The sequence below is a fragment of the Kangsaoukella pontilimi genome (assembly GCF_009830125.1).
Classification (GTDB): Bacteria; Pseudomonadota; Alphaproteobacteria; order Rhodobacterales; family Rhodobacteraceae; genus Kangsaoukella; species Kangsaoukella pontilimi.
In genome coordinates this window covers 53,911-67,456 of record NZ_WUPT01000003.1, presented here as the reverse complement: position 1 = coordinate 67,456, position 13,546 = coordinate 53,911, and the positions used below count along the sequence as shown (strand labels likewise).

The following is a 13,546-nucleotide window of genomic DNA, read 5'->3' as shown; positions in this document are numbered from 1 at the left end:
GCACCTCGTCCGAGGGGCCGGACCCGGGTTATGCCGGATCCTCCAACCAGTGAGGGATGGTATCTCGATTTATGATGTCGTCAAAGGTCGGACGGGCCCGAATGACGGCGAATTGATGCCCATCGACCAGCACTTCCGGGATCAGCGGCCGCGTATTGTATTCCGACGACATGACCGCACCGTAAGCGCCCGCCGACCGGAAGGCGACAAGGTCGCCGGCTGCCAGAGAGGGCATCGCCCGCCCCTTGGTAAAGGTATCACCGGATTCGCAGACCGGGCCGACGATGTCATAGGTCGTTGTCTCTGCCCCTGCAGGCGCCTCGATCACCGGAACGATCTCGTGATAGGCGCCGTACATGGCGGGTCGGATCAGGTCGTTCATCGCGGCGTCGAGGATCAGGAATTCCCGGTCCTCACCTGACTTCACGTAGATGACCTCGCTGACAAGAAGCCCCGCATTCCCGGCGATCAGCCGGCCCGGCTCGATCTCGATCTCGCAGCCCAGATGCCCGACGGTCCGGCGGACGACATCGCCATATTCCACCGGCAGCGGCGGCGCACTGTTCGAGCGCTCGTAAGGGATACCCAGCCCACCCCCAAGGTCCAGCCGCCGGATGTCATGCCCATCCGCGCGCAGCGTTTCGGTCAGCTCGGCCACTTTCACATAGGCCGCCTCGAATGGGGCGAGATCGGTAAGCTGGCTGCCGATATGGACGTCGATGCCGACAACCTCGATGCCCGGCAGCGCCGCCGCCTCGGCATAGACCGTGCGCGCACGCGATATCGGGATGCCGAACTTGTTCTCGGACTTGCCCGTGGCGATCTTCTCATGGGTCTTGGCATCGACATCCGGGTTCACGCGGATGGTCACCGGCGCAGTCAGGCCGAGCCGCGTCGCCACACCCGACAGCCGGGCAAGCTCGGGCTCGCTCTCCACATTGAACTGACGGATACCGCCGGTCAGTGCGGCCTCCATCTCGGCCACGGTCTTGCCGACGCCGGAAAACACGATCCGTTCGCCCGGGAAACCGGCCGCCTTCGCGCGCGCGTATTCCCCGCCCGAGACCACATCGACCCCGGCGCCAAGCTTTGCCATGACCGCCAGAACCGCCTGGTTCGAATTCGCCTTCATCGCATAGCAGACAAGATGCTCCATCCCGTCCAAGGCCTCGTCGAACAGCCGGAAATGCCGTGTCAGGGTGGCCCTGGAATAGACATAGAACGGTGTGCCCACCTCGGCCGCGATCTCGGCAACCGGGACATCCTCGGCGTGCAGCACGCCATCCTTGTACAGAAAATGATCCATGATACGCCCTACCTGACCGGCGCGTCTTAGTGAGAGGCAGCCCTCAGCGCAAGCAAGACGACAGACCGGGCCTTCTTCTGTTTAGAAATACTCCGGGGGAGCGCGAGGGGGCAGCGCCCCCTCGCCCAGCGCGATTGCCGACAGGCAAGCGCAAAACCGGAAACATGTTTCCGGCCCCGATTTTTCTAAAAAATCGCGGCCGGTACGGATCACCCGAGCGCGGCGTCGCAGCGCCCGCAGACCGCGTCATGGGCGTGCCGCCCCACATCTGGCAGGATCTTCCAGCAGCGCTGGCATTTGTCGCCGTCGGCCCGCTCAAAAACCACTCCCACGCCCGGGACTTCCGGCAGGCGGAAGGCTTCGGCAGGCGCAGGATCGCCTGTGATCTCGACCCCCGAGGTGATGCAGATATCCTCGAAGGACACCGTGCCCAGCGCGGCCCGCACCGCGTCGTCCTCGACATGGACCACCGGGGCCGCTTCCAGCGACGCGCCGATCGTCTTCTCGCGCCGCTCGACTTCCAGCGCCGCTGTCACCGCGCGCCGGACCTGCCGGACGCCGGCCCATTTCGCGGCAAGCGCCTCGTCGCGCCAATCCGACGGGGTCTCGGGAATATCCTGCAAGTGGACCGACCCTTCGTCACCGGGGAAGCGGCTCAGCCAGACGTCTTCCATCGTGAATACCAGAAGCGGCGCAAGCCACGTGGTCAGGCGGTGGAACAGGATGTCCAGAACGGTGCGCGCCGCGCGGCGACGCAGGCTGTCCGCCCCGTCGCAGTACAGCGCGTCCTTCCGGATATCGAAATAGAAGGCCGAGAGGTCCGTGGTCGCGAACTCGAAGAGCGACCGATAGACGCCCTGGAAATCGTAGGCGTCATAGCCCTTGCGCACCCGCTCATCCAGCTCGGCAAGTCGGTGCAGAACCCAGCGCTCCAGTTCGGGCATCTCGGCGGGCGCCATGCGCTCATCCTCCGAGAACCCGGTGAGGTTGCCCAGAAGGAACCGCATCGTGTTCCTGAGGCGGCGATAGCTGTCGGCCACGCCCTTCAGGATCTCAGGGCCGATCCGCTGGTCGGCGGTATAGTCGGTCTGCGCCACCCAGAGTCTGAGGATATCCGCGCCGTACTGCTTCACCACCTCTTCGGGCACGATCGTGTTGCCGAGCGACTTGGACATCTTGTTGCCCTTCTCGTCCAGCGTGAAGCCATGGGTCAGCACACCCCGGTAGGGCGCGCGGCCATTGGTGCCGCAGGACTGAAGAAGCGACGAGTGGAACCAGCCGCGATGCTGGTCGGTCCCTTCGAGGTAAAGATCCGCGATCCCGTCGTCGGACCCGTCCGCGCGATCGCGCAGCACGAAAGCGTGGGTCGAGCCGGAATCGAACCAGACGTCGAGAATATCGAAGACCTGTTCGTAATCGGCGGCGTTGACGTCATTGCCGAGGAAGCGCTCCTTCGCGCCGGGCTTGTACCAGGCATCCGCGCCTTCGGCCTCGAAGGCTTCCAGAATCCGGGCGTTCACCGCCTCGTTCCGGAGGAGATACTCGGGATCGGTGGGCAGCGCCCCTTTCTTGACGAAGCACGTCAGCGGCACGCCCCAGGCGCGCTGGCGCGACAGCACCCAATCGGGGCGCGCCTCCATCATCGAGTAAAGCCGGTTGCGCCCCGATTTCGGGGTCCAGGTGACATTGTCGATCTCGGTCAGCGCGCGCTCACGGATCGTCTTGCCGAACGTGTCCTGACCGTCGCCCACCGGCTTGTCGATGGCGGCGAACCACTGGGGCGTGTTGCGGTAGATCACCGGCGCTTTCGACCGCCAGGAATGCGGGTAGCTGTGCTTGATCTTGCCGCGAGCCAGAAGGCCGCCGACCTCGACCAGTTTGTCGATGACGGCCTTGTTCGCGTCGCCCTCGCCGCCTTTGCGGGACAGGATGTATTTGCCACCGAAGAACGGCAGGTCCTCGCGGAAAGAGCCGTCATCCATCACGTTGTAGGTGATGACCTGCTCCAGCATGCCCAGATCGCGGTAAAGCTCGTACTCCTCCATCCCGTGGGACGGGGCGCAGTGGACAAAGCCCGTGCCTTCCTCGTCCGTCACGAAATCGGCGGCGCGGAAATCGCGGATGTCGTCCCATTCGCCATTCCCGCCCTCGGCCCCGGCAAGCGGGTGCTTGAGGGACAGTCCGGCCAGTTCATCGGCTGGCACGTCGCGAACGCGCTTGTACATGCCGTCGTCCAGCCGCGCCCGCGTGAACACGTCGCCCGCCAGCTTGTCGGCAAGGATGTAGCGGTCGCCCACACTGGCCCAGCATTCGTCCGGCGTGCCGGTTACCTCGTAGAGGCCGTAGGAGAACTCCGAGCCATAGACCACCGCCTTGTTCGACGGAATGGTCCACGGCGTGGTCGTCCAGATCACCACATTGGCGCCGGCAAGGTCGCCCTTGTCGTCGACCACTTCGAACTTCACCCAGATCGTGAAGCTTTCCTTGTCGTGATACTCGACCTCGGCCTCGGCCAGCGCGGTCTGCTCGATGGGCGACCACATCACGGGCTTCGAGCCCTGATAGAGCGTACCGTTCATCAGGAACTTCTGGAATTCCTCGGCGATCACGCGCTCGGCGTGGAAATCCATCGTCAGGTACGGTTCGCCCCAGTTGCCGGTGACGCCGAGGCGCTTGAATTCCTCGCGCTGGATGTCGATCCAGCCTTCCGCAAAGCGGCGGCATTCCTGGCGGAACTCGACCACGTCAACCGCGTCCTTGTCCTTGCCCTTCTTGCGGTACTGCTCCTCGATCTTCCACTCGATCGGAAGGCCATGGCAGTCCCAGCCAGGGATGTAGCGCGCATCGCGGCCCATCATCTGCTGCGAGCGGACGACGAAGTCCTTGAGGATCTTGTTCAGCGCGTGGCCGATATGGAGGTGACCGTTGGCATAGGGCGGGCCGTCATGGAGCGTGAAGGGCTTGCGGCCCTCTTTCTCGCGGAGGCGGTTATAGACGCCGATTTTCTCCCACCGGGCCAGCCAGTCGGGTTCGCGGTTGGGAAGCCCTGCGCGCATCGGAAAGTCGGTCTCGGGCAGGTGCAGCGTATCTTTGTAGTCGGGCGTATCGGCACACATGGTCTTGTGTCCTCGGAATGCTTTTCAGGGGATGTCGGAGGGGCGGCGGAGAAACTCAACGCCTGAAACCCGGCGGCTCATGGATCAGAGCGCCGGGCCCGTAATTCGAATGATGATCGCGGCGGAAAACATCATGGAGCGGCTTATAGGGACGGCCTCGGCGGGGAGCAAGGCGCGATTGCGCGCGCCGGCTCAGGTCATCGCGGAATAGGCGCGCGCCAGAAGCGGGCTTTTGCGGCCGAAGATGCTGGCGGGGATCGCGCTGCCCGGCAGTTCCCAAATCCCGTAGCTGCCGTCAGTGACATGGGTACCGAGCTTCGTCATGCCAAGGTCGCGGCAGATCTGCGCCCCGCCTGCCGAGACCGAAATCGTCCCGATCCCGTGGAGCAGGATGTCCCTGCGTGCATGATCCTCGAGAAAGCGGATGAACGAAGCGAGAAGCGGTGCGCTTGCCGCCTCGTGCCCGGGCGCAACGATAAGCGCGGGGCAATAGCCGAAATACGTGCCCGGCAGGACCGCGCGGCGCACGCGGTCGGCGGTCATGTCGGTTTCCAAAAGCCGCCCTTCGCGAAAGGCCTGCTCGTCCTCGGGCAGCAAGAAAGGCAGGCTCCACTTTGCGACCATCTCGTCGCCCGAAAGAACCGCGTCCCAATTGCCGGTGAAGGTTTCGTAAAAGTCCGTCCAGGTCGGGTGACAGGGCGCGAAACCTTCGGGGAGGTCGGGAAATGCGGCTTCCGCGAATCTGAGCGACGCGACTGCGGCCTCGTGCCACGATCCGAAAACCTCGCTCACCGACTGATCGTCGAGAAGCCTGTAGGCACGGCCCCCCGCTCCTTCCGATGCCGCACGGCCCTCCCAATCCTCGCGGCAGGCAAGGACGGTGTCCCGGCTCCATCCGAGACGCTCGACAAGACGGGGTTCGAGATCGCCGCGTATGAAGGAAAGCGAGCGCTCGTATTTGCTGACCGCCTCGGCGCTGACGCCGAGCAGGTCGGCAAGGCTCTCTTGAGTCAGGCGTCCGAACCTGCCGTTTCTGGTCCGCCAGGCTCTGAGTTCCCGAGCGAAAAGGGACGTCGGGGTCATCGTTCAGTCTCGCATCTCGTTGCCCCGACAGGATGGCCGAGCCGCCCGCGCCTGCCAAGGGACTTACGGGTCGCTTACGGGTGCTTGCGGTTCAAGGCCGTGGGCGCGCGTCCCGCACAGTGAGACGGTGCTTCGTGACACCAGACGGAGGCCCCATGATGCACCGCTTTCTTGCCCTTTTCGTCAGCGCAGCACCTGTTCCGAAAGCCGCCTGCCAAAGCATTGACGCGGCCCGCGGCGCCGAGGACGATTTCCGCCCCCATACAAACCGCAAGCCGGGCCGCGCCCTCAGGCGATGCCCGCCCGATGCGTATCAGGCCCTGAAGAGTGTTCCGACGAAATATGCGATGAATGCAGCCACGCCCCCGATCAGAAGCGTCTCGATCCCCGAACGCCACCAGGGCGCAAGGCTCCAGCGCGATTTGATCGCGCCCACAGCGAAGAAGGTAACGCCCGTGGCCCAGATCGACAGGCGGAATGGGTCGGAAAGACCGAACAGGTAGGGAAGGAGCGGCACCATTCCCGCGACAAGGAAGGCCGCGAATGTCGCAATCGCCGCGCGCATCGGATGCGGATCGACGGGCGAAAGGCCGTATTCCTCGACCAGCATCATGTCGATCCAGCGCTTCCGGTCCGAGGCGATTGCTTCGGTCGCGGCGGTCAGCACGTCGCCTTCCAATCCCTTCGACGCCAGAATCTCGCGAAGTTCAGCCTTCTCGCCCTCGGGCGCGAGGCGGATGTGCCGTTCCTCGATCTCGCGCAGGCGCATGGCCTCGTCGAGCTCGGCCTTGGTCCCGGAATAGTTGCCCGCCGCCATCGAGAAGCCGTCGGCGAGCACGTTGGCGATCCCGAGCGCCACGATGACCTTGAAGGGCAGGTTTGCCCCGACAACGCCGGCGACGATGGCGAAAGTCGTCACCGCACCGTCAATGGCCCCGAAGACTGCGTCCCTCAGATAGGAGACCCGGCGAGGGCCTGCCAGCCGTTCGCGGATGGACGGAAGATCGTGGTCGTGTTCAAGCATCGGGCGTCTCCTGCTCGCGGCAGGGTGCCCCGGCCGTCTTCAAGCGCGCATTGCGCTCGATCAATCCAAGGCGTCTACGTATTCCCACACGCTGGACATCACAACAGAGCCTTCGCCAACGGCGGATGCGACGCGCTTGACCGACTGTGCGCGCACGTCGCCAACGGCAAAGACGCCGGGCTCGGACGTCTCGTAGGAGGACTTCGCGCCGACCTCGGGACCAGTCATGACAAAGCCCTGTTCGTTCAGTTTCACGATATCGGATAGCCAGTCTGTATTCGGTGCAGCGCCCACCATGACGAAGACAGCCCTGGTATTGACCGTCCAGTCTTCGCCGGCGCGCTTATCGCGGATTGTCACACATTCCAGCGTGTCGTCGCCTTCAAGCGCCGTCATCTCGGTATTGTAGTGGATCGTGATGCGCGGGTCCTTTTCCAGCCGGCTGAGAAGGTAGTCCGACATCGATGATGCAAGCGACCGTCCCCGCACGAGCACATGCACGTGTTTGGCGCTTCGGCTGAGAAACATCGCCGCCTGCCCCGCCGAGTTGCCGCCGCCGATCACGACCGCTTCGGTACCACTGCAGAACCGCGCCTCGACATCGGTGGCGGCATAGTAGATGCCCGCGCCCTCGAAGGCCTCCAGCCCCTCGATGGGAAGCCGGCGGTATTGGACACCCGTGGCGACCACGACGGACTTGGCGCAAAGCTCGCGGCCGTCATCGAGCGTGACGCAGAACATGCCGTCGTCGCCCCGGTGCAGGCGCTGCGCCCGGTGGGGCACGGCGAAACGGGTGCCGAATTTCATGGCCTGCACTTCGCCCCGCCAGCACAGGTCAGCGCCGGATATTCCGGTAGGAAAGCCCATGTAGTTCTCGATCCGGCTCGATGTGCCGGCCTGACCGCCGACGGCCATGTCTTCGACCACCAGCGCCTTCAGCCCCTCCGCCCCGGCATAAACCCCGGCCGCGACGCCCGCAGGCCCGCCACCCACGATCATCACGTCGAATACCGTTTCGGCGTCGGCATCGAGCGCCAGGCCCAGAAGTTCAGCGACCTTCATCGGCGTCGGCTCGGACAGCGCACGGTCACGGCCGAAAATCACCGCAGGGCCATGGTCGGAGAGATTGCATTCCTCGACCAGTTCCCCGGCGGCCTCGCTTTCGAGATCGACCGATTGGTAGGGAATCCGGTTCCGCGCGGCGAAACTGGCGATGCGGCGAATGTTCCGGTCGACATCCGCGCCGATCAGCTTGAGCGAGCTGTCGTTCTGTTCGAGCTGCCGGCGGCGCCGGGCGGCGAAGACCGTGATGATGTGGTCGCTGAGTTCCGGCACGCGCGACATCAGAGCGAGCATGTCCTCGCGCGGGGCCGAGAGCACGCGGGTGGGCTTGGCGGCACGCATCGGCAGCGTGTATCGCCCACCGCTGAGAAACGCGATTTCGCCCATGAACTGCGTGGGACCAAGCGCATTCGGCAGGTACCTCTCGCCGGTCCAGGGGTCGACCACCTCGATTTCGCCTTCCAGCACGTAGATAAACCGCTCCATGGGGGTGCCGACCTCGGCGACCATGTCCCCCTCGGCGAACTGGACCTCTTCCGCGATACGCCGGATCGCGCGGACATGCTCGTCCGCCAGCGGCGTGAAGGTCATGGTTTTCAGGTCGTCTGCAAGAGATTCCATGTCTCAGATACCTTTTCTCAGGACGCGCCCGGCGTGCCGTCGCGGTCGAAAAGCCCTGTCAGGGCGCGTTGCACCAGCGCCGTCACGCGGGGCCTCTTCGCCTGCAGGAACGGCAGCGGGCGGCAGACCTCGATCGCGGCGACACCGACTCGCGCGGTCAGGGCACCGTTGACCAGGCCCTCACCGAAACGGCGCGAGAGCTTCGACAAAAGGTGACCGCCGCCCACCGACGAGATCAGGTCATCGCCCACGGCGACCGCACCCGTCGCCACGAGGTGCGTGATGACCGCGCGTGTCAGCCGCCAGGTGCCGAGCGTGCCCGAGCGCCCGCCGTAGATTTCCGCGATCCGGCGGATCATCCTGAGATTGGAGGTGAGCGCCGCCGCCACATCAGCGAAGGCGAGCGGAACAAGCGCCGTTACAGTCGCAACCTGCCGCGCCGCCGCCTCGACCTCGCGCCTTGCAAGCGCGTCGAGCGGGGTCAGAAGCGCATCCTCGGCCAGGGCGAGGGCCGCGTCAGCGTCGAAGACATCGGCATCCGACTTGGCCAGCCGGTCAAGCCCCCAGCGCATGTCCTCTCGCCCGGCATAGTGGCTTTTCAGCTTGCCGACGAGGGCGCGCGCGGCGGCCAGATCGCCGTCCGCAAGCACGCGCTCGGCTTCGATGTGGAGATGCTCGATCCGCTTGAGCCGTGTCAGCGCCGCCGCTTCGCGCAGGATGATCGCAAGGCAGACCGCGAGGAACAGCCCGACGAGACCAAGCGCCGCCCAGCCCAGAACCTCGTTCCGCTGGACCAGAGACGTCACCCAGTCCCAAAGCGCGACGGAAACGAAAAAGACGACCACGGCGGTCAGAAGCTGCCAGAACCAGCGGGTTAGCCGTGACGGCCGCCGCGCGGCGATGGCGGCGACTGTGTGCATGGCCTGCCCGGTCGGCCGGGTACCGTCATCCTCGATCGGTGGCGCCTCGGCCGGGCTGGGCCGGGGGGCGTCGTCCAGTTCGATCAGGACGGGTCCGTCGCGGCGGTTATCCATCGGTCGTGTCCTCTTTCGCCCACTGCATCCGCACGTCAGGCAGACCTTCATCATTGTCGGAGCTCGTATCGGTCTCGACGAACCCCTCGCGGCGATAGAAACGCCGCGCGCCGGTGTTCGCGGCGAAGGTCCAGAGATCGAGCCTGTCCGACCGCGCCTTGGCCGCGTCGAGCAGCATCACGCCACCCCCCTGGCCCCGCGCGGAAGGTGCAAGGTAGAGGGCCGAGATATGGCCGCCGGTTTCCTGAAGGAAGCCGTGGGCTCTTTCCCCGTCGCAGAGCACATCGACGCCGCCGCCGTGGATCATGTCACGGACGAAGGCAAGCGTGTCAGTCCTGCTGTGAAGCCGGGGCATCCAAGCTGTTTCTTCGATCCAGTCGGACAGGATTCCGGTAAGCCGGGGCGCATCTTCGGCGCGGGCGGGCCTTGTCGTCCTCATCTGAGGCGGTCCCCGATCAGGAACTCGGCGGCGCGGTCGAGACGGATATGGGGCGGCCCGTCGCCGGGCTTCAGCGTCAGCGGCTCGGGCGCAAACGTCATCACGCCATAATCCGCGTCAAGCCACGCTTCGGCCCCCTGCCGCGCCGGGGTCAGCAGGCGGGCGGGGTCTTCCGGCAGACGACCGGGATAGAAGGCGGCGTGCCGCCCACCGTCCAGCAACCGGCCACGCACGACGTCCAGCTCACGGCCATCGCGACTGATGCGGTCCTCGGTAGTGGATCTCAGCGCCGCGATGGACATGGCGCGCGTCTCGGCACCCGCGAAATCCGCGCGGGCACGGGCGTCGGTCAGAAGCGCATCGGCGATCGCCGTCAGGCTGGCGTGCTGACTGTTGTGCAGGTGGTCGGCCTTGGTGGCGGCGAAGAGGATCTTCTCGACCCGCTTGCCGAGGAAGATCTGCGACAGAAATGCGTTCTTGCCGGGCCGGAAGGCCGCAAGGATGTCCGAGAGGGCGATGCGCAGATCCTCGACCGCCTTCGGACCCGCGTGAATGGCGCCAAGCACGTCGACGAGGACGATCTGCCGGTCGATCCGGGAAAAGTGGTCACGAAAGAAGGGGCGCACGACCTCGCGTTTGTAGGCGTCGAAGCGGCGGGCGAACTCTCGGGCCAGTGTCCCGCGCCCGGCGTCAGAGGGTGGCAGGGGCGCGAATGTCAGAACGGGCGAGCCGCGCAGGTCCCCCGGCAACAGGAACCGGCCGGGGGTGCAGTCGGAATACCCCGCCTCCCGTGCCTCGGTCAGGTAGCCGGTGAAGGCTTCGGCAAGCCTCTGGGCGGTGGGTTCGTCCAGTTTCGCGGTCGGGTCCGTCTGCTCCAGCAGCGCTCGGAACGGGGCGGCCTGATCCCGGTTGGCGATCTTTTCGAGAACGGATTTGGACCACGTCTCGAAATCCACATCCAGAAGCGCAAGATCGAGAAGCCACTCGCCGGGATAGTCCACGATATCCAGGTGGATCGTGCGCGGGCCCGACAGCCCGCCGAGCAATCCGTCCGGCTTTACCCGAAGCGAGAGGCGCAACTCGCTGATGCCGGTCGTGCCTTCGGGCCAAGTGGGCTCCGGTCCTGTGATCCGGGCCAGGTGATCCTCGTAAGGGAAGCGGGGCACGGTGTCGTCGGGCTGAGGCTGAAGCCAGGCGGACAGAAGGCGGCCATCGGCTGCAGCGCGCAGCGCGGGCATCCGGCCCCGCTGCACCAGATTGGCAACCAGCGAGGTGATGAACACGGTCTTGCCCGCACGGCTTAGCCCGGTAACGCCCAGGCGGATCACCGGCTCGAAAAACGCTTCGCTGACTGTGTTGACCGTTGTCTCGACACCTCGTGTCAGACCGTCGGCGATCGTACCAAGTACCAAATCCGCGCCCTCTTTCCTCAGTGTCAGAACATAGGAGCCGCGCGGCGATTGCGCCAGTGACCACCGGAAAGGCTTGTCAGGGTGACGCGGCGTTCCCTAGCATCCGGTACATCCTGCGGAGTGAGACAATGAAATATCAGCTGCTCTATGCTGACGAGGCCGGTGTCAGCCACTGGACCGATGTGCATGTCGGATTGACACCGATCGAATTCGCTCCGCCCGCGGGGAACATTCACCTGTCCGAGCCTGAGGCGGCGGCGCAGGCGGTGTTCCTCCGCCTTCCCGCAGGCTGGAACGAACCGAAGCATCCCAGCCCCCGCGCTCAAATGCTGGTCTGCCGCAGCGGCGCGGTCGAGGTCACGGCCAGCGATGGCGAAAAGCGGATCATCGGACCAGGCGATGTCTGGCGGATGGAGGACACCCATGGCGAGGGACACCACACCCGCGTGGTAAGCGACGAGGCCTTCGACGCCGTCGTCGTCCAGTATCCCTGAGAGTTGCCCCCGGCCCATCATTCGCGCTAGGGCGCGTCCATGCCGCGATACGCGTTCCTCATAGAGTATGACGGTCAGCCCTTTGCGGGCTGGCAGCGTCAGGCGGATCAGCCCTCGGTGCAGGGTGCGATCGAGCGTGCGCTGGCGCGTCTGGAGCCTGACGTGCCCTCCATCGCGGCAGCGGGCCGAACCGATGCGGGGGTCCACGCGACCGGTCAGGTGGCCCATGCCGACATGGCGCGCGACTGGGAGCCGTTCCGACTGTCCGAGGCGCTGAACTATCACCTGAAGCCCGAGCCTGTGGCGATCACCGCCTGCGTGCAGGTGGACCCCGACTGGCACGCCCGCTTTTCGGCCAATGAGCGGCGCTATCTCTTCCGGATCGTCAGCCGCCGCGCGCCGCTGGTCCATGACCGGGGCAAGGCATGGCTGGTCAAGGGCGCGCTCGACGTGGATGCCATGCGCGAAGGCGCGGCGCACCTGATCGGCAAGCACGACTTTACGACCTTCCGCGCCTCGATCTGTCAGGCCAAATCGCCGGTGAAGACGCTGGACGAGATAGGGATCACCGCAGAGGACACGCCAGGCGGCACAGAGATCCGGCTGACCTTCCGGGCGCGGAGTTTCCTGCACAACCAGGTGCGGTCACTGGTTGGAACGCTCGAGCGTGTGGGCCATGGCGCGTGGGCGCCGAATGACGTGGCCGAGGCTCTGGCAGCGCGGGATCGCGCCGCCTGCGGTCCCGTGGCACCGCCCGACGGGCTGTATCTGACTGGTGTTGGATACAATCCGCCCGTTTTCGACTGAATTGGTGCGCGTGCGGCACATGTGCCGTCGTTCCACCACAGTCGGCCCAGAATTCGCCGGTGAATGACCTTGGCCGCGTCCTTCGCGCGCCGGTTTCCGATGGTCTGGTCAAATCAACGACAGATTGGAGACCCGGCCATGACGCCCGAGACACAATACGCCCTCGACCTTGCCCTCGCCGGTGTTCTGACCTGCGTGGTGCTGCGGGATCTCTTTGTGCTGGCCCTGCCAAAACGCGCGACCGGGCGGCTCGATCGCTAAGGTATTATTCGGCGGGAACGGCGAAGGTCAGGTTGGCCCAGAGGCTTTCCCAGATCTCAGGCCCTTCGGCGCGGCGCAGGACGACCGCATCCAGCATGTAACGATTGCCCGGCGTGACCGGGATACTTGCGACGCCGTCGTCATCAGTCCGGACGGTCGACACGGTCACCTCGCCTTCGGGCGTCTTCTGGTAAATCTCGATCTGCTCGTCGCCGCGCGGCTCGCCCTGATAGAGAAGCCTGACATCGACACCATCGGAGGTGTCGTCGGTGTAGGGGTTCTCCAGCGCCACGATCTCGGTCAGAAGGCCGGCCTCGATGTCGGAGCCTGCACTTTTTCCCACACCCACGAGAGACTTGGCGTAGCGCGAATAGACCTCGCTGACCTTTTCCTTCGACAACTCTCCCGACTCATGCGGCTCAAGCGTCCATTCGGCGTCCTTGTGGACGACGAAGGCCTCGAAATCCGCGAAATCGTCCCATGTGATCCGCGAATCCGTCGTGACGTGGATGAGCGTTACCAGCCCTTCGCCCGGTGCCGCCATGGTGACGGCAGGGCGGTCCCCGATCAGCCCTTCTACCGGCGCCACCTGACCGTCGAACGCGTAGTCGAAGCGCCGGAAGCGTGGCGGCAGGTAAGAATAGGCCGACCCACCGTATTCCTGTCCGACCCGCAAATCCGCCACGATATTGGCGCCCGGCGCCACTTGATGCTCGACCGGATCGATCCAGAACTCATGGCCTTCGGCGGAAAATGCGATACATGCCAGTGCAAGTGCCATGCTGAGGGAGCGTTTCATGTCGGGTGCCAGTCTGTTTGTGTCATGGGTCAGGGTGTGTCTTGCGGCGGTGGTGTCAAGCGTTCTGCTTCACGCTTCCGCGAGCGCG

12 protein-coding genes are annotated in these 13,546 nt (G+C 65.1%); 3 read left to right on the top strand and 9 right to left on the bottom strand.

Translation table 11 applies throughout. The features are described 5' to 3' along the window. Positions 1-28: 28 nt before the first annotated feature. The 8 genes from lysA to GQ651_RS15875 all read right to left on the bottom strand — a co-directional run bounded on the left by lysA (position 29) and on the right by GQ651_RS15875 (position 11,097). Positions 29-1,306: a diaminopimelate decarboxylase gene (lysA, locus tag GQ651_RS15910; RefSeq protein WP_160765265.1), complete on the bottom strand. Its 1,278-nt coding sequence runs from the start codon at positions 1,304-1,306 to the stop codon at positions 29-31. A gap of 209 nt (positions 1,307-1,515) precedes the next feature. Continuing rightward, entirely contained in the window at positions 1,516-4,422 is a 2,907-nt protein-coding gene (gene ileS / locus GQ651_RS15905; protein ID WP_160765264.1) for an isoleucine--tRNA ligase, read from the bottom strand. A 192-nt stretch (positions 4,423-4,614) separates the two neighbouring features. After that, on the bottom strand, positions 4,615-5,505 hold the full coding sequence (locus GQ651_RS15900; RefSeq protein WP_160765263.1) for a helix-turn-helix domain-containing protein: 891 nt from the start codon (positions 5,503-5,505) through the stop codon (positions 4,615-4,617). A gap of 313 nt (positions 5,506-5,818) precedes the next feature. Beyond that, positions 5,819-6,529 (bottom strand): VIT1/CCC1 transporter family protein, encoded by a 711-nt coding sequence (locus GQ651_RS15895; RefSeq protein ID WP_160765262.1) that lies wholly within the window; start codon positions 6,527-6,529, stop codon positions 5,819-5,821. A gap of 60 nt (positions 6,530-6,589) precedes the next feature. Then, on the bottom strand, positions 6,590-8,212 hold the full coding sequence (locus tag GQ651_RS15890) for an FAD-dependent oxidoreductase (RefSeq protein ID WP_160765261.1): 1,623 nt from the start codon (positions 8,210-8,212) through the stop codon (positions 6,590-6,592). Between the two features lie 17 nt (positions 8,213-8,229). Beyond that, complete coding sequence (locus GQ651_RS15885; protein ID WP_160765260.1) at positions 8,230-9,246, bottom strand: YcjF family protein; 1,017 nt, start codon at positions 9,244-9,246, stop codon at positions 8,230-8,232. Further along, positions 9,239-9,685, bottom strand: a complete 447-nt coding sequence (locus tag GQ651_RS15880; RefSeq protein WP_160765259.1) for a GNAT family N-acetyltransferase — start codon at positions 9,683-9,685, stop codon at positions 9,239-9,241. The genes GQ651_RS15885 and GQ651_RS15880 overlap by 8 nt, the downstream gene beginning before the upstream one ends. Continuing rightward, positions 9,682-11,097, bottom strand: a complete 1,416-nt coding sequence (locus GQ651_RS15875; protein WP_160765258.1) for a YcjX family GTP-binding protein — start codon at positions 11,095-11,097, stop codon at positions 9,682-9,684. Before GQ651_RS15875 ends, GQ651_RS15880 begins: the two co-directional genes overlap by 4 nt. Before the next feature lie 128 nt (positions 11,098-11,225). On the opposite strand from GQ651_RS15875, the gene GQ651_RS15870 reads away from it, so the two are divergent. From GQ651_RS15870 to GQ651_RS18990, 3 genes are all read left to right on the top strand, one after another. Then, positions 11,226-11,591 carry a cupin domain-containing protein gene (locus GQ651_RS15870; RefSeq protein WP_160765257.1) on the top strand — a complete coding sequence of 122 codons (366 nt, stop codon included), beginning with the start codon at positions 11,226-11,228 and terminating at the stop codon, positions 11,589-11,591. Positions 11,592-11,630: 39 nt separating this feature from the next. Further along, the gene (gene truA, locus GQ651_RS15865; protein WP_160765256.1) at positions 11,631-12,398 is read left to right on the top strand and encodes a tRNA pseudouridine(38-40) synthase TruA; all 768 of its coding nucleotides are present in this window, start codon (positions 11,631-11,633) and stop codon (positions 12,396-12,398) included. A gap of 138 nt (positions 12,399-12,536) precedes the next feature. Next, a complete protein-coding gene (locus GQ651_RS18990; RefSeq protein ID WP_264464714.1) occupies positions 12,537-12,659 on the top strand; it encodes a hypothetical protein in 123 nt (40 codons plus the stop codon). 4 nt (positions 12,660-12,663) lie between these two features. Here GQ651_RS18990 and GQ651_RS15860 read toward each other — a convergent pair whose 3' ends face one another. After that, positions 12,664-13,458, bottom strand: a complete 795-nt coding sequence (locus GQ651_RS15860; protein ID WP_160765255.1) for a DUF4198 domain-containing protein — start codon at positions 13,456-13,458, stop codon at positions 12,664-12,666. Positions 13,459-13,546: the final 88 nt, after the last annotated feature.